Origin of the sequence: Flammeovirga sp. EKP202, assembly GCF_014534745.1 — a bacterium.
Lineage (GTDB): Bacteria > Bacteroidota > Bacteroidia > Cytophagales > Flammeovirgaceae > Flammeovirga.
Genome location: NZ_JACVVP010000075.1, coordinates 13,712 through 31,133, shown reverse-complemented (window position 1 = coordinate 31,133; position 17,422 = coordinate 13,712). Strand labels below are relative to the sequence as shown.

Here is a 17,422-nt window from a genome sequence, read left to right as displayed (position 1 = left end):
TTTACGAAAGAAAATGCTAGAGATATTATGCATAAAAGCTATAATCAAATATTAACGAAAACTTAGTTTACAGTGTACTAAAAACGTTTTTGGATAAAAAGTCAGGGAAATCTGCTGATATCAATCTCTTTTTGATTGGAATTTTACAAGGTGCAGGATTGAAATCTTACCCCGTTATTTTATCGACGAGGAATAATGGTAAAATTGTATCAGATTATCCTTTTGATCATTATTATAATTATGTAATAGCTTACACTGATTTAGGAAATGGTCGAATTTTATCGGATGCAACAACTCCTCTTTTGGGTTTCAATGAGCTTCCGGTGCGTTGTATTAATGATAAAGGAATGTTGATTAAGGAGAAAGAACATGAGTGGGTGAGTATTTACAATCATGTGAGTAGCTATGATAAGAGTATTTTTGAAATTGAATTATCAGAAGATTTATCCAAAACGAAAGTCACTATTCTGAAATCTTTAAATGGAATGTCAGCCTACAGTTATAAGACTAAATATGATGATAAAGAGACTAAACTAAGGAGATATTTTAAAAATCAAGGGCTTGAAAATGTAAAAGAAATTAGGACAAAGGATTATGAAAAAACGGATAAACCCTACTTTATTACCGCTGAAGCGGAGGGTACAGTGGATCAATTAATGAATAAGATTGTCATTCGTCCTTTTTATAATTTCCCTATATCAAGAAACCCATTTACGGAAGAGAAAAGGAGTTATGATATTGATTTAGTATATACCACTAATACGGTATTTGAATCAAAAGTGAAAATACCAAAAGGCTACAAAGTATTGGAACTACCAAAAACAATGACGATCAATAATGACCTGATAAAGTTGAATTGTACCTCAAAGATAGAAGGAGATCAAGCTGTTTTTAATTATTCTTATACTCTAAAAAAGTCGAAGTATTCTCCAAAAGATTACTCTGAAATCAAAAGAACCTTCGCTATTTTAGTATCGAAATTTAACCCTCAGTTGGTATTGGAACCAGTAGAAAATTAGAACAATCAATCGGATTGTAATCTAAATTTTCGTCAACTTTCAATCAGCCTTTCTGCCGGCATTTGTAGGATCAACTTTCAAACTTCCTTCTTCTTCATTTTTGTCTTGAAACAAAAACGAAGCAAAAAATTCAAGGCTTTGAAGTCAAAAGCTAAATTCCATTTCTCTCGCTTAAATGATTTTAAACTCGCTGCGCTCAAACAAGAAAATCATTTTTAACGGCTCAATACATGGAATTCTGAACGCTTTTTCCTTCAAGGCCGAGGGAGTTACTACTAAATAATGGTCTAATTACATGTTGAAAGACAAAGGTTTGATAATAATTTTCTAAAATGCAGTGCTGTAGGGACGTTGCATTGCAACGTCCTCGCGAACCACAACACACTACCATTAATCCTTCATAAAAGGAGTTATATTAATTTGCGAAAATTTAGTTTACAATGTATTTACCATTAATCTTAGACGGAGGACTCTCCAATGCTCTAGAGTTAGAAGGGGCCAATTTGAATCATCATTTGTGGTCGGCAAAACTTCTGATGGACCAACCCGAATTGATCGAGAGGGTACATTATAATTACTTAAAAGCAGGAGCAAGGTGTCTAATATCAAGTAGTTATCAGGCAACGATTGATGGTTTTGTAAAGGAAGGGAAAACAAGAGAAGAGAGTACTGAATTATTAAGAAAAACCACCTTGTTGGCTATAAATGCCAAAAAACGCTTCTTAAAGGAGTTTCCAGATGAAAATGTTTTTATAGCGGGGAGTATTGGTCCTTATGGAGCATTTTTAGCAGATGGATCAGAATACAGAGGGGATTATAATAAATCAAGGCAAGAGTTGATCGATTTTCATCAGGAACGTTTTTCACTCATTGACAGTACTGCGGTAGATTATTTGGCCTGCGAAACCATTCCAAGTTTTGAGGAGGTAAAAGCAATAGCTTATTTATTAAAATCGGCTCAACATAAAGGATGGATTAGTTGTTCATGTCAAGATGGATTCCTTCTAAATGATGGAACACCAATTCGTGATGTAGCAGAATACCTGAAAGGACAACCTCATGTTTATGCTTTTGGCGTGAATTGCACAAAACCAGAATATATCTCTTCCTTGATCAAGGAAATCAGAAAAATGAATAAGAAGATTGGGATTGTGGTTTACCCTAATTCAGGACAGGTTTACCACACAGATACAAAAACATGGTCAGGAATTTCTGACCCTAATCATTGTGGAATGATGGCTCAGGAATGGGTAAAACTTGGAGCGAGTATTGTTGGAGGGTGTTGTCAGATGGGGTATACACATATTAAAGCCATATCTGAATCAATTATAAAGAAATAAAAATTAAGAACTGTAAAACTTGAATTCTAGATGGAATTTTGGCGTTTTGCAGTTCTGTTTAAAGCAAAATGTAAATAGAGCGTAGTGTCTCAAAAATTTTTTAATCAATTAAATTTTCTAACTAAAATGAAACTTCTAAAATCGAGTGTACTTACTATTATAGTAACATTGATGATGTCATGGTCATTATTTGCTCAACAAACAAAAACGGTGTACTATGAATCAAAGTACATGAAAAATAAGACCAAGAAAGAAACTCCTCATATGATGAAATATCAATTGGAAGGGGATACGGTTACAGTACTTCAAGTGAGAGGTCATGTCCTTACTGAAAAATCAAAAGTATATCCATTTAAAAAACTAAACAAAGCAGAAGATTTTTTATCTAATCTTTCAAAGAAAAAGTATAAAGGTAAATCTTATAATTATACTCATTATAACCAACTTAACAAGATTGTAAAAAATGGTTCTTGGGTTGATGGTAAAAGAAAGGTAACTCAAGTAACGATGAAAGGAGAAGAAATGCTGACAGATGGATCTGGCATTTTAGAATATATAGATGTACAAGATCAAACGAAGGTAAAAGTCGTGTATAAAAATCATACGTTTACCTCAAAGGAGCGAGTACTCACTTCTGGAGACACATTGATGTGGATTACTAATCCTGATCAAATCAGCAAAGCAACTTTTACAGGAGGTATGCAAGTATTGAGCGAGAAAATGCACCAAGAAATCCGTCATAGCGATTTTAAAATTGATGAAACAACTAAAATATACTTTAAGTTTATCGTGGATAAAAACGGTAAAGTAAAGAAAGATCCAAGGTGTAAATACACTGAAGTTGAGGAGTATATTTACAGTAAAGTAGAAGAAGCTGGAGATTGGAAGCCTTGTATTCTTAATAATCATGCTTATGCTGAAGAATTTATTTTACCATTCAAATTCTATCAGTAAGTCATACAGCTACAAATAAATTGAAAGCCTAATTGGGATACACTCCTGATTAGGCTTTTTTTGTTGAAAGAGGTAATGAAAAGAAAAATTATTTTTTTTGATGAATCTTGTGTCTTTTTCTTCTTTGACCACACTACATAGGTGAAAACAGTTTAAAACTTAAAATTTATTTCACTTATGAAGGACATCAAAATTTTACATCAATCATGTTGTGGCGTTAATCCAAGAATCAGAAAGCAATTGGAACGATTGGCTTCGGAAAATAATATGGAGGTAATGATTACAGATGTTACTGACATGATGGAAACAATGCAGTTTGGTACTACAGACTTTCCCTCTTTAGTAATTGATGGGAAAATCATCAATTATAGACAAAGAAATTCTGATGCAGAGCTATTGGATATTTTGAAAGCCTAAAAGAAAGACGAAATGGAAAGTATTTTAATAAAAGTAGCCGATTATATTGTGTATCATTTGATCGGTTTAGGATCGGAAACGACTTTAGGAAGTGCTCTACATTATTTTATTGTGGGTACTTCACATATTATCCTTTTAGTCGTCATCATAACCTATTTGATGGGGATCATTCAGAGTTACCTTCCCCTTAATAAAATAAGAGCCTATTTGGAGAGAAATAAGAACTTTGGAATAGGAAATATTCTAGCGTCTACTTTAGGAGCAGTAACTCCTTTTTGTTCTTGTTCTTCCATGCCTTTGTTTGTAGGTATGATGCAATCTAGAATTCCATTAGGAATCGCCCTCTCTTTCTTGATTACCTCACCCTTAGTAAACGAGGTGGCAATAGCGTTATTTTTGATGACTTATGGCTTGAAATTCACGATTGTTTATGTACTCTTTGGAATTGTATTGGGTGTTGTAGGAGGTATTGTATTGGATAAGTTAGGAATGTCGAAATATGTAGCAGATTGGGTTCAAAATCTTGCAGAAACGCATGCAGTAGATGATACAGATACTAGAACCCTCAAAGAACGCTTGCCTGAAATTCATATTGAAACAGTCAAGACATTAAAGAAGCTGATCCCATATATTCTTGTTGGTTTGGCGGTAGGTTCATTTATTCATGGTTTTGTCCCAGCCTCTTTCTTTGAAAAATACATCAATGCAGATAATCCTTTTGCAGTTCCAATTGCAGTGATTATGGCAATACCATTATATATTGATGCGGTAGGGATATTACCTGTAATAGATTCATTGATTGCCAAAGGAGTCCCTATGGGTACAGCGATAGCTTTTATGATGGGTGCAGTGGGCTTATCGTTGCCAGAGGCCTTATTATTGAAGAAAGTAATGAAAAAACAATTGATAATTAGCTTCTTTTCGACAATAGGGGCAGGGATGATTTTTGCGGGTTATTTCTTTAATATTCTCTTTGTTTGAGCAGAGTGAGTTTAAAATCATTTAGGCGAAAGGAATGAGATTTAGCTTTTGCATTTAAAGCCTTGACTTTTTACTTCGTTTTTGTGTTAAGATAAAATTGGAGGAGTAGGAAGATTGGGAGTAGTCCCTATAAAGTCTAGTAGAAATAGGCGTCAAAAGTTAACGAAACTTAGTTCACATTGTATTTGTTTGCAATGTGAATTATTCATCTGTGATATTTTCATTCTCTAGGCTAATTCTAATTTGTTCTTTTCCTACACAAGAATCATTAATAGTACAATGCATAAAATTACCTTGGGCATCATATTCAATAGTACAACATTGATGAAAGAGTTCAAGTAGCTTTTTTCTTCCCCTTTGTACTCTCATTTTTGTCGCCGATAAACTCATCCCTAATTGCTCAGCAATTTTCTTTTGTGAAATACCATCAATGTCTGCCATTTTTAGAGGTTGAGCATATTCAGGAGGTAGAAGTCCAATCATTGAGATAATATAATCTGCTACATCAGATTGCGTCTCAGTTTGCTCAAAAAATGTATTTTCATCTTCAATAGAGGAGGTATTGATTTTATGAGATTGATAATGACGATAGATTACGTTTCGGGCAACTTGAAACAACCAAGCTTTTATATTTTGAATTTCAGCAGGTTTTTCACAAGCCACGGAGAGTTGGAACATTACCTCTTGAGTTAGATCTTCAACATCTTCTTGATGACCTACTTTTTTTGATATGAAATTTTGAATATAACTGTAATAGTCATGAACAATTTCATTCATATTACTACAAGACTTGTTGTTCATAATTTATTGTAGTTGTATTGAAATCTGAAATAGAATAAGAGAGGATTAACAATACTCGTATTAATCCTCTCTTCTTATGACCTAATAAGCTTCCCACCAACGGTGAGCTGGGTATGTGACACTATCACTTACAACAAAGGTTTCTCCGATTTGTGGTGTAGTGATTGGCATTCCTAGTGATTTTGCTGCTTTTGTGACTCTCACCACTGGATCAGTCCATGAGTGTAATGCGAGTGTAAATGCACCCCAGTGTACCGGCATCATAACTCTTGCATTAAGATCAACGGCTCCTTGAGCAGATTCCTCAGGCATCATATGAATCAAAGCCCATTTACTATTGTACTGTCCGCATTCCATCAAAGCAAGGTCAAATGGACCATATTTCTCTCCAATTTCCTTGAAATGATCTGCATATCCACCATCACCACTAAAATAAATATTCTGATGTTTTCCTTTTACAATCCAAGAACCCCAAAGTGTTTTATTGCGATCCGTAATTCCTCGCCCAGAGAAATGTCTTGAAGGTGTAAAAACCATTTTAAGATTTTTGTATTCCTGCGTATCCCACCAATTCATTTCATGGATTTTTGATTCTGGAATCCCCCAAGCCCTAAAATGGGCTCCTACTCCAATAGGAACAAAGAAAGCACTCACCTTATTTTTTAGTTTTACGATGGACTCATAATCCAGGTGGTCATAATGATCATGTGAAATGATAACGGCATCAATGGCTGGCATTTCATCAATTTCAATCGGAAGATTTTTGCTGTAACGAGGTTGTCCTAACCAAGGGTGAGGAGCGGCCACTTGTCCAAACATTGGATCTACTAGAATATTTTTATTGTCAATTTCGAGTAGAAAAGCAGAATGCCCAAACCAAGTCACTTTTGTAAGGGAGTCATTTTTTTGAATATCTTCTGCACTGATTTTAATAGGAGGTATATCTTTGGAAGGACGGTCGTTCTGAACTCCTTCAGCGAATTCCTTCATTGTTTCCCATATGTTGGCGAAACTCATATCCATATTGGTTTCAATAAGGTTGAAGAATTCACCATCTTGATAATGTCCTGTTTTTTCATATCGCTGTATATCCTCTTCGGAGTGAGTACCACCAAACTGTGGGCTGAACGTTAAGAAACCGTAAATGAATACGAAAATTAACACTATGATGCCGAAAAGGAAAAGAAAGAACTTCTTAAGCATAAAGTTTTATTTTAAAAAATTACTTAAAACGATCAATGTAGATGTCGATTGTATGAGTTAATATGTATTTACAAATCGGGTTAATTGATCAACTGATAAAATCTGTTATTTCAGTTTTACAAAGTAGGGGAAAAACCCATAAATTCAGAATGAAGATTAAAAAAAATCGAGTTTGTGTGAAATCTTATGAAAAAACGAAACCTTATTCCGTTTGCCTTTCTTAAATAAGAGCTTGCTGAGAAATGCTAAAAGTTGAAAATTAATAAATGTTATCCAATAACAACCCAAAGAACGTGCTTTTGCTATTAACGAAATGTCACAATTTTTTAACTTAACAATTATTTGGTAATTAAATGATGGTAAAATAATGTATTGATTATTTTATAATATCAGTATATTATTTCGTGTTTAAGATTATTGCACTGTGTAACATAGAAGAATATATGCTATTTAAGATTTAATTTAATATAAACTCAAAATAAATTATTCTCTCTTAACATAAGTACTCTTGCTTTTACATTTTTTCACCCACACCTTTGCGATGTCCTCACAAATAAATGTGCCTTAATAAATTATTTTAAACTAAATATTTTAATTATTAAACTTCTTCCTATTTTTTCATCTTTATCATTGATTATCGGGTGTGTACTAAACTCGTGCGTATCAGAAGTGAGTCTACCAACAACTCCTATTGAGTACGATGACACCTTAGTCAAATGTTTGAATGTTGCTGCTTCTAATGAGACGTTGGAAGTGTTGACATGGAATATTGAGCATTTTCCAAAACATGAGGAAACAACAGGAATTGTCAATGCTACTATTGCAGAAAGTGATTATGACCTTTGGGGAGTTCAAGAAATTGAAGGCGTTAGCTTCTTGAAGCAAGTTAAACAGGTCAACCCAAAATATTCAGTGTTAGTTGATACTGATATCGCAAAAGGAGTAAACAATGATTATCATCTAGCTTATGTCTATCAAAACGAGAGACTTGAGTTATTAGATCAACAAGTTTTAGCATCAGGAGACTTTGATGGATATTATTTTCCGAGACGTCCATTATTAGCGAAATTTTTGAATAAAGTTAATAATCAAACATTTTATGTAATTAATCTACATTTAAAATGTTGTAATAGAGAGTATGATGACCGAGAGTCTGATAAACAAAGAAGAACGGAAGCTAGTAAAAGATTACAAAAATATATTGACGAAAATCTAGACAACGAGTATGTCATTGTGTTAGGAGATTTCAACGAAGAAATTTACCCTACTTCAACATCATCTTTCAAAAACTTTATAGATGACAGTGGAAATTATGCTTTTTCAACGATGGATCAAGCAAAAAGTGATAACTCTTTAGATAAATCTTATCCTAATTGGTGGCCAAATGGAAGTCATATTGACCATATTTTAATCACCAATGAATGGTTTAACAAATATCAGAAGTCCTATACTTTATCATTAGATCAATGTTCAGAATACGAATACTTTGAACCTAAAGTAAGTGATCACCGTCCAGTGATGACAGTATTTAGGAATTGATTCTGTTTATACTAAGCAATTATGAAACAACTTACCATCCTCTATTTTTTAATATTATTTCCTCTATTCCTCCAGGCACAGAAAAGCGACTACAAAGTGTATTCGGTAGCGTTTTACAATATGGAGAACTTGTTTGATACCTTACATGATGAAGGTAAAAAAGACTATGAATATCTTCCTGAAGGAGATAGCAAATGGACCAGTCAGAAGTACTGGGAGAAGCAAACCAATATGTCTACTATCATTGCTAAGCTTGGTTTTGATGTAACCAAACAAACCCCTCTAGTGATTGGTCTTGCCGAAATTGAAAACAGAAATGTTTTGAATGATTTGGTGAATACTCCAAAATTAAAAGGAGAAAACTATGGCATTGCTCATATTGAAGGTCCTGATAAAAGGGGAGTTGATGTAGCTCTACTTTACAAGAAAGATCTTTTGAAAGTGAACAAAGTATCGGCACGAGATCTTAAAATTAAAGAGACTTATGCAGGTGATAATTGGGAGTTTAAATCTAGAAATCAGCTGATTGTAGAAGCAGAATTAGAAGGTGAACCCATTGTTTTCTTAGTCAATCACTGGCCGTCTCGTAGAGGTGAATCAAGATATAGAGAAGAAGCTGGTAAATTACAACGTAGTATTATTGATTCATTAAGAAAGGAACACCCTGGTGTGAAATGTATTACAATGGGTGATTATAATGATGATCCTACCAATAAATCAATGAAAAAAGCATTAGGTGCAGTAGGGGATGAAAAAAGTTTGACAGAAAAGAATTACTTGTTCAATCCTTTCTACAAAATGTATAAAAAAGGTTTAGGTACTTTGGCTTACAGAGACAGCTGGAACTTATTTGATCAAATTATTTTTACTAAAGAGTTCAAAAATAAAAATGAAGGTTGGTTCTTCTGGAAAGCTGAAATTTGTAGTTATCCTGAATTAAAAAATAAAGAGGGCCGATACAAAGGCTATCCTTACAGAACATTTGCCGGAGGCAATTATGCAGGTGGTTATTCTGATCACTTTCCAGTAGTAATTTATTTATTAAAACAAGCAAATTCCAACTCCTCAAAATAACAATGAAACACTTTTTTACTTTACTCCTAATGAGTTTTGCTGTGCTAACTTTTGCACAGGAAAAATTCATCAAGGGAACCGTAGTGTCTGGAGAAACTGACATTCCAATGGTAGCAATACAAGTGGAAGTAAATGGCAGTAAGTTTTTAACCAACGATAAGGGTATTTTTTCAGTCCCTGCTGAGATGGTCACTGACGGAACGCAAATTCATATCTTATTAGATGGCTTTTATCAGGTAGATGCACCATTAGAAAATAACATGGTGATTAAATTATTTCAAGAGACTGATGAAGCGAGTACAATTGCATTATCATTGACTGATTTGGATTCTGATGATGACTCACAGTCTACACCAGGATTATTATTCTCTTCTGGAGATGCATATAGTTCAATTGCAGGTTTTGCATGGGGACCTTACTGGTTCAGACAAAGAGGTTACAATTCAAGTTACATGAAAGTATACTTTGATGGTGTTGATATGGCATCACCAGAAAGAGGATATGCTTCATGGTCACTTTGGGGTGGTTTGAATGATGTAATTAGAAATAAAGAGGTGACAACTTCTTTCCAACCCATTGATTTTGACTTTGGTGATGTAGGTGGTTCTACAAATATTATTTCTGATCCATCAAGCCAAAAGCCAGGTTATAAAGCAGTTTACTCATTAGGTAACGGTTCTTACAATCATAGAATTATGCTTACTTATAGTACAGGTTTAATGGACAATGGTTGGGCGTTTACTGTATCTGGTTCAAGAAGATGGGCACAAGAAGGGTATGTAGAAGGTACTTCATATGATGCATGGGCAGGTTTTGTAAGTGCAGAAAAACGTTTCAGTGATAAGCACAAAATGGTATTTACAGCATTTGCAGCTCCAAGAACTGTAGGTCAGCAAATGGCTGCTACAAAGGAAACGTATGATTTAAAAGGTACTGTTTATTATAATCCAAACTGGGGTTGGCAAGACGGTAAGAAGCGTAACTCAAGAGAGAAGACAATGGTGACACCTCAGTTTATCTTGAAAGATACTTGGAAGATCAATGAAAAATTAACACTGAGAACTTCAGCAGGTTACCAAATGGGTAAAGAGAAAAGGACTGCATTAAACTGGTTTGATGCTCCAGATCCACGTCCTGACTACTATCGTTATTTACCTTCATTCCAATATGATCAAGGAAATACAGCAGCAGGTGATCTTTTAACTGAACTATGGCAAAATGGTACATTTGGTCAAGTAAATTGGGATCATATGTATAACACCAACCGTTCAAGTTCTACTACAGTTCCTGTTAGCTGGCAAAACCCTAACGGTGAGCAATATACTGGTAACAGATCTCATTATATTATTGAAGGTAGACACAACGATTACCATAGGTTAGATATCAACCCTACTTTGATGTTTAAAGCCAATGAAACATTGGATATCATCACAGGTGTACAATACCAATACTACCAAAGTAATAACTACAATACTGTAGACGATCTTTTAGGAGGTGATTTTTGGTTAGACATTGACAACTTTGCACAGAGAGATTATACTGAATTAGAAAAATCGATCAACAACTTAAACGACTCTACTTGGATCAGAGGAGAAGGTGATAGAATGGGACATGATTACTATGCACACATCCAAACAGCCGGATGGTGGGGTCAAGTGAAGAAATCATTCAAAAAAGGATCTGTTTATGTAGGTGGTAATATCACACACACAAGCATGTATAGAGATAGTAACCGTAAAAAAGGTTTATTCCCTGATAATTCATATGGAAAATCAGAAGTATTAGATTTCCTTGATTACGGTGTGAAATTAGGTGGAGAGTATTTCTTTAATGGTAGAAATGTTTTCACTGTCAATGCAACAGCTTATACAAAAGCACCTTACTTTATTGACTCTTTTACTTCATTAAGAACACGTAACGAAACTGTTGATGGATTATCATCTTCAAACGTGATGTCGGGTGATGTGAACTATTACTACAGAGGTGAGAAATTGAAAATTAGAGCAACTGGTTTCTATACTCAGGTTTCAGACCTTACAAAAGTGATTTCATATTTCGATGATTCAAACATTAATGGTACACAAGTAAATACATTTGTCAACTATGCATTGACAGGAATTGGTCAAACTCACACTGGTGTTGAATTGGGTATGTCATACAATATCACGCAAGAATTGAGAATCAAAGGTGCGGCTACCTATGCGTCATACCTTTATAATGCTAATCCATATGCAACTGCAATTGCGGATAACAGAGCAGAAGTATTGTTAGACAATGAGAAGGTATACTACAATGGTAGACACGTTGGTGGATCTCCAGAAATTGCAGGTACAATTGGTATCGAATATTGGTCGAAAAAATATTGGAACGTTGGTTTCCAAGTGAATTTCTTAGGTGATCGTTATGTAACGTTGAACCCTGTAAGATATACAGATAGAGCAGTAGAGGGTGTAGAAAAAGGGTCTGAAGAGTACTATAATATCTTAAACCAAGAAAAAATGGACGATGCATTTACAGTAGATATTTTTGCTGGTAAAAGCTGGAAGATTGATAACAAAATTCTTCGCTTGAACTTGAACATCAATAATGTCTTGAATAATCAAAACATTGCGACAACAGGTTTCCAACAGTATCGTTTTGATTTCACGGATAAAAATCCGGAGAAATTCCCTAACAAATATTATTACGCTCAAGGCATAAGAGCATTTATGAACCTTAGCTTGAGCTTCTAAAAGCAATTATTGAGGCATCCTTCGGGATGCCGCCCAATATACATTTTCTTTTTTCTAATAATTATAACAGCATTTCATTAAACTTTTTTATCACAATGAAAACGCAAACAATCAACAAAGTTCTCCAATTCTTACTAATTGGTAGCTTAATTTCGACAGCATTCTTTGGTTGTACTAAAGAAGATGAGGTTGACGGTCCAGGAACTGATCCTGAAGTTCCTGAAGATGTTGAAGTAAACAGTACAATTGCTGAGGTATTAGCAATGTATGAAAACGACAAGGATGGTGATGATGACTTTTTCCAAGTAACTGAAAATATGACTTTCGCAGCTACTGTGATTTCATCTGATGAAACTGGAAACGTTTACAAGTATATCACTGTACAAGACGAAGCAGGTAATGGTATTCAAGTAAAATTAAATGCAACGAACCTTTACCAATCATTCCCTCAAGGTCGTAAAGTAGCGATCAAAGCTGAAGATATGTACATCGGTAACTACGGTGGATTAGTTCAGTTAGGTGGTTTATACAATGACGGTTTAGGTAGCATTGAAGAAGATGCTATTGCTGACCATGTAATTTTACAAGATGGCGAAGTAGCTTTACCAGCACCAACAACACTTGACTTATCAGCTCTTCCTGATAATGTTGAAGATCTTTACAACACATTAGTGAAAGTAACAGGTGTACAGTTTGCACAAGAAGGTGTTGAATATGCGAGCCAAGAGAACAACAGCACAAACTTAGACTTAGTAAACAAAACTGGCCAAAAAATCGTTTTAAGAACGTCAAAGTATTCAAATTTTGCAGGTGAGACTGTTCCTTCAAAAAGCGGTGACATCACAGCAATCTTAACAGCTTACAACGGTACTTTACAATTAACTTTAGTTTCTTTAGATGATATCGATTTCAATGAAGATCGTTTCGATGTAGAAATTGAATTAGATGGTGAAGGTACTTTAGAAAATCCATATTCAATTGCAGATATCTCAACTCTTGGTACAGGAAATGATGTTTGGGTAAGAGGTTTCATTATCGGTTCAGTAGATGGAGCATCTATTGATGCTGGTTTCATTCCTGGTGCGACTGAGAACTCTTCAGCTTCTAACTTTATCTTAGCTTCATCTAAGGATGAAACTGATCCAACAAATGGTATTCCTGTACAATTAGTGAGTGGTTCAGATGTACGTGCAGCATTAAACTTGAAAGACAATGCAGATAAAGCAGGTACAGAAGTATGGTTATTCGGTAATATCGAAACTTACTTTGGTACTCCAGGTATCAAAGGTACTTCAAAGTATTCATTAGACGGTGAGGAAGAGGAAGTAGAGCCAGAGCCAGAGCCAGATTTTGATGGTCAAGGTGCTGATATCTTAGGTTCAAGCTTAGAAGGAACTACAATTGACTTCACAACTTACACTGTAGCTTCTTTTACAGAGTGGACAACTTCTGACAAAAGTGCTTCTATCAACGCTTACGGTAAAGGTAAAACTGAAGCATGGATGATTTCAAAAACTGCTTTAACTCTTGAAGGCACAAACTTGACTGCTCCAAGATTATTAGTAACAGAAGAATTGAAATACTTTACGCAATTTGATGATGTTCAAATCTTAGTTTCATCGGACTATACAGGTACTGGTAATCCTAACGACGCTACATGGACACCTGTTACTACAGATGAAGAAAGAGCTAACGGTGGTAAAAATATCTTAAATATCACTTTCACGGGTACTCAATACGTTGCATTCAAATATTCTGCAGCTGATGGTACAGGTGGTGGTTCTATGTCATGGGCAGTTTCTACTGTAAAAGTAGGAGAGAAACATGAGGAGGGAGAAACTCCAGTAGATCCAGAACCAGAACCAGGTGAAAACCTAGTATTGAACGGTGGTTTTGAAGCATGGGAAAATGACACTACTCCTGAAGGATGGGCGAAAGCTGAAAACCTTGAAAAAGAGTCTACAATTGTAAACGAAGGTACGTACTCTGCAAAACAAACTGGTGGTACTAAAGATATTGCTCAAACTTTAAAAGTTGAGGCAGGTAAAACTTATATTATTTCTTTTGCTTACCAAGTTGATGCAACGATGAATGACGGTACTGATGCTAGAATCTGGTCTCACTTCAGAGATGAGAGCAGCTCTACTTTAGCAGATGGTCACATCAAAGGAAATGGTGATGAGGATATGACTTCAAGTAATCCTTCATCTTACTTAGAAACTAAAGCTGGTGAGTGGGTTGAATTCTCAAAAGAGTATGTTGCTCCTGCAAATGCAGCTGAACTATACTTAGAATTCAGAACTTACAAAAACGCTGTTGTATACTGGGATTCTATCAGTGTAGAAGAAAAATTATAAGGTTTAAATAAAACCTATCCCCACAAAAGCTCGCAACTTTTGTGGGGAACTAAAACTAGACAACTCCATCATGAGCGTTACAAAGTGATTGGAGTCCAAATCCTCTAAAATTCATATTATCATATTCGATGAAACAGTTTATTTTAAATAAATCTTTTATCACGCTATTCTTTAGTGTACTATTATTTGGATGTGTAGACAAGAACTACAACGATCCAGAACACAAAGAAATCACACCTCTTCCTGAAGGTACAGCAACAATGACAATTGCTGAATTGAAAGCCTTGCATTCTGGTAGGGATAATGATACTACTTCGATCCCTGAAAATACAATCATCGTAGGGCAAGTCATTTCTGATGATGAGGCTGGGAACATTTACAAAGAGCTGTATTTACAAGATGAAACAGGGGGTATTTTGATTCGCTTGGATATTGCACCAATCTATACAAACTTCCGTTTTGGACAAGAGGTCGCTATTATTTGTGATCGATTGGTATTGGGATCTTATGGTGGAAATGTACAATTAGGTATTCCAAGTATTTATAATGGTTCTCCTGCGGCAGGCCGTGTACCAGGTCCATTGGTTGAAGAATACATGTATACAGGCGATATCGCTGAATCAGTAACAACGATTGATGCAACTGTAAAAGAGATTTTTGATACACCAGATAATTATATTGGTAGAAGAGTAAGAATCCAAGATATTTCAGGTAGAGATGGTAATGTAGCTTTTGCGGTAAAAGACCAGTCTACCAATAGAAACTTCAATGATAATTCAGGAAGTTCAAGTAACATTATCATGAGAAACAGTGGTTATGCAGATTTTGCTGAAGAAATGATTCCTCAAGGTTCAGGTACAGTGACTGCAATCGTATCTGTTTTTAATGGTACTCCTCAGTTATACATCAATAACCCAGCGGTCGATTTTGTAGATTTTGACGGTACGGTTACTAAACCTCCAGTTGAAGGAACTCCTCCAACGGTTGTGACTTCATTAGACGAAGACTTTGAAGGGTTTACACAGTATGACGATTTCGCTCGTGAAGGGTGGAATAATATTGTTGAAGAAGGTAACCGTCAGTGGTTTATCAATGCTTTCAATAATAATAGTTATGCAAATATGACTGTTTATAGAGCAGGAGAGAAAAGAGATGTGTGGTTGATTTCTCCAATTTTAGATGTAGAAGCGGCACAAAACAAAACGATTTCTTTTGAGACAAGACAAGAATTTGCAGAAGGAGCTACATTAAAAGTATTTGTTTCTGCAGATTATGATGGAAGTAAAGCACCTTCAGAATTTACTTGGACTGAAATCACTGCAAGAATTAGTGATGATGGTCAAAGTGGATATGGATCATGGGTGAATTCAGGTGATATCGATTTATCATCATACGGTAATGTAGTTGTTGGATTCCAATTCGAGGGTGAAGAGAATGTGAATGACGGTGGTTATTCAATTGACAATTTCCAATTCAATCAATAAAGTAGGGAGGGTTTGTTGGTCAATAAAATCAATGAACCCTGTTCTTCCACTTTAATAGACAAAACTGATGAAAAAAAATAATTTACAATTCCTTCTTTTATTATCCTTATTATCAATTTCCATTTGGAGTTGTGAGAAAGAAGATCAAGAGAACATAGAAATTCCAGAAGAAGATGAAAACGTTGTTGCTAGAATCAATGAGAAATTCTTCGGAACACAATACAACCAAATAGAAATTGAAGGTTGGACCAACTACAAGGAAGAAGGTCGTGGAGGTTTCCAATACCAAAGCCACTACTCAAACCCTTCATACGCGAATATCACCGTTTTCAAAACAGGCGAGGAGCGTAGAACTTGGTTGATCACTCCAAAGTTAGACGTGAGAAATGCAGAAGATAAAACGTTCTCATTTGACTCTCGTCAAGAATATGATGAAGGAGTAGTATTTAAAGTAATGGTTTCTCCTGATTATGATGGTGAAGCTGCACCAGAAGAATATACTTGGGAAGAACTTGATGTAACATTAAGTAAAGACGGAGCATCAGGATACGGTTCTTGGGTAAACTCAGGTAAAATTGACCTTACTTCTTATGGTAACGTAAGCGTTGCTTTCTATTATGAAGGTGATGAAAGAATTGTAAGTGGTGGTTATTCAATTGATAACTTCGTTTTCAACGATGATGGAAAAGAAGAACCAGTTGATCCATCGGATTATTATAAAAATGCTGAAGGATTAGACGGTTATGAATTAAAATCAACTTTGGCGACAATCACTTCTACAGGTCACGAGTGGATTGATTACGGTGATCTTTGGACACTATATCATACATCGGATGATAAATACCAAAAATCTGAAATCATCTGGGACATGTATAGCGACATCCCTGATCCAGAAAACCCTACAGTGCCTGACGGAAATCAGCCCAATGAATATGAATATCAGATTACAGTTGACCAATGTGGTCAATCAGGAGCAGGTGAAGGTTACTGCTACAATAGAGAGCACGTAATGCCACAAAGTTGGTTTGATAAAAAAGCACCAATGGTAGCCGATGCTCATCATATTGTTCCGACAGATGCCTATGTCAACACAAGGAGGTCAAATCACCCTCACGGTGTGGTAGCAAGTCATACATGGAAATCTACTAACGGATCAAAATTAGGAAGCGGTACAGCAGCATCTGGGTATACAGGTACTGTATTCGAGCCAATTGACGAATATAAAGGAGATTTTGCCAGAATGTACTTATACATGGCCACTCGTTATGAATCTCAAATCGGATCATGGGTAAATAACGGTCAAGCAGGAACTGTATTAGATGGTTCTTCAAATAAAGTATACAAAGATTGGTTTCTAAACTTAATGCTAGAATGGCATAAAAATGATCCTGTATCGGATAAAGAAATAGATAGAAACGAGCAGATCTTTCAATTACAGAAAAATAGAAATCCATTCATCGATCATCCAGAATATGCTGACATGATTTGGGATAATTCAGTAAACTAGATAGTTAGAGTATT

At 35.3% G+C, this 17,422-nt stretch carries 13 protein-coding genes; 11 read left to right on the top strand and 2 right to left on the bottom strand.

Going from position 1 to position 17,422, the window contains the following annotated elements; translation table 11 throughout:
* The first annotated feature begins 89 nt into the window (after positions 1 to 89).
* From IC221_RS27245 to IC221_RS27225, 5 genes are all read left to right on the top strand, one after another.
* Positions 90 to 1,019, top strand: coding sequence for a hypothetical protein (locus IC221_RS27245; protein WP_188171971.1), 930 nt, complete (start codon positions 90 to 92; stop codon positions 1,017 to 1,019).
* 440 nt (positions 1,020 to 1,459) lie between these two features.
* Entirely contained in the window at positions 1,460 to 2,359 is a 900-nt protein-coding gene (gene mmuM, locus IC221_RS27240) for a homocysteine S-methyltransferase (RefSeq protein ID WP_188171970.1), read from the top strand.
* 126 nt (positions 2,360 to 2,485) lie between these two features.
* Positions 2,486 to 3,313: a hypothetical protein gene (locus tag IC221_RS27235; RefSeq protein ID WP_188171969.1), complete on the top strand. Its 828-nt coding sequence runs from the start codon at positions 2,486 to 2,488 to the stop codon at positions 3,311 to 3,313.
* A 177-nt stretch (positions 3,314 to 3,490) separates the two neighbouring features.
* Positions 3,491 to 3,730: a thioredoxin family protein gene (locus IC221_RS27230; RefSeq protein WP_188171968.1), complete on the top strand. Its 240-nt coding sequence runs from the start codon at positions 3,491 to 3,493 to the stop codon at positions 3,728 to 3,730.
* A 12-nt stretch (positions 3,731 to 3,742) separates the two neighbouring features.
* Positions 3,743 to 4,711: a permease gene (locus IC221_RS27225; protein ID WP_188171967.1), complete on the top strand. Its 969-nt coding sequence runs from the start codon at positions 3,743 to 3,745 to the stop codon at positions 4,709 to 4,711.
* A gap of 201 nt (positions 4,712 to 4,912) precedes the next feature.
* Here IC221_RS27225 and IC221_RS27220 read toward each other — a convergent pair whose 3' ends face one another.
* Positions 4,913 to 5,512 (bottom strand): sigma-70 family RNA polymerase sigma factor, encoded by a 600-nt coding sequence (locus IC221_RS27220; RefSeq protein ID WP_188171966.1) that lies wholly within the window; start codon positions 5,510 to 5,512, stop codon positions 4,913 to 4,915.
* An 81-nt stretch (positions 5,513 to 5,593) separates the two neighbouring features.
* The gene (locus IC221_RS27215; protein ID WP_188171965.1) at positions 5,594 to 6,715 is read right to left on the bottom strand and encodes an MBL fold metallo-hydrolase; all 1,122 of its coding nucleotides are present in this window, start codon (positions 6,713 to 6,715) and stop codon (positions 5,594 to 5,596) included.
* A 669-nt stretch (positions 6,716 to 7,384) separates the two neighbouring features.
* Between IC221_RS27215 and IC221_RS27210 the strand changes: the two genes are divergently transcribed.
* The 6 genes from IC221_RS27210 (at position 7,385) to IC221_RS27185 (ending at position 17,408) form a co-directional block, all read left to right on the top strand.
* Positions 7,385 to 8,254 (top strand): endonuclease/exonuclease/phosphatase family protein, encoded by an 870-nt coding sequence (locus IC221_RS27210; protein ID WP_188171964.1) that lies wholly within the window; start codon positions 7,385 to 7,387, stop codon positions 8,252 to 8,254.
* A 21-nt stretch (positions 8,255 to 8,275) separates the two neighbouring features.
* The gene (locus IC221_RS27205; RefSeq protein WP_188171963.1) at positions 8,276 to 9,328 is read left to right on the top strand and encodes an endonuclease/exonuclease/phosphatase family protein; all 1,053 of its coding nucleotides are present in this window, start codon (positions 8,276 to 8,278) and stop codon (positions 9,326 to 9,328) included.
* A 2-nt stretch (positions 9,329 to 9,330) separates the two neighbouring features.
* The gene (locus tag IC221_RS27200; RefSeq protein ID WP_188171962.1) at positions 9,331 to 12,060 is read left to right on the top strand and encodes a hypothetical protein; all 2,730 of its coding nucleotides are present in this window, start codon (positions 9,331 to 9,333) and stop codon (positions 12,058 to 12,060) included.
* 95 nt (positions 12,061 to 12,155) lie between these two features.
* Positions 12,156 to 14,417, top strand: coding sequence for a DUF5689 domain-containing protein (locus IC221_RS27195; protein ID WP_188171961.1), 2,262 nt, complete (start codon positions 12,156 to 12,158; stop codon positions 14,415 to 14,417).
* A gap of 128 nt (positions 14,418 to 14,545) precedes the next feature.
* Entirely contained in the window at positions 14,546 to 15,901 is a 1,356-nt protein-coding gene (locus IC221_RS27190) for a DUF5689 domain-containing protein (protein WP_188171960.1), read from the top strand.
* A 67-nt stretch (positions 15,902 to 15,968) separates the two neighbouring features.
* Positions 15,969 to 17,408, top strand: coding sequence for an endonuclease (locus tag IC221_RS27185; RefSeq protein WP_188171959.1), 1,440 nt, complete (start codon positions 15,969 to 15,971; stop codon positions 17,406 to 17,408).
* The last annotated feature ends 14 nt before the right edge of the window (positions 17,409 to 17,422 follow it).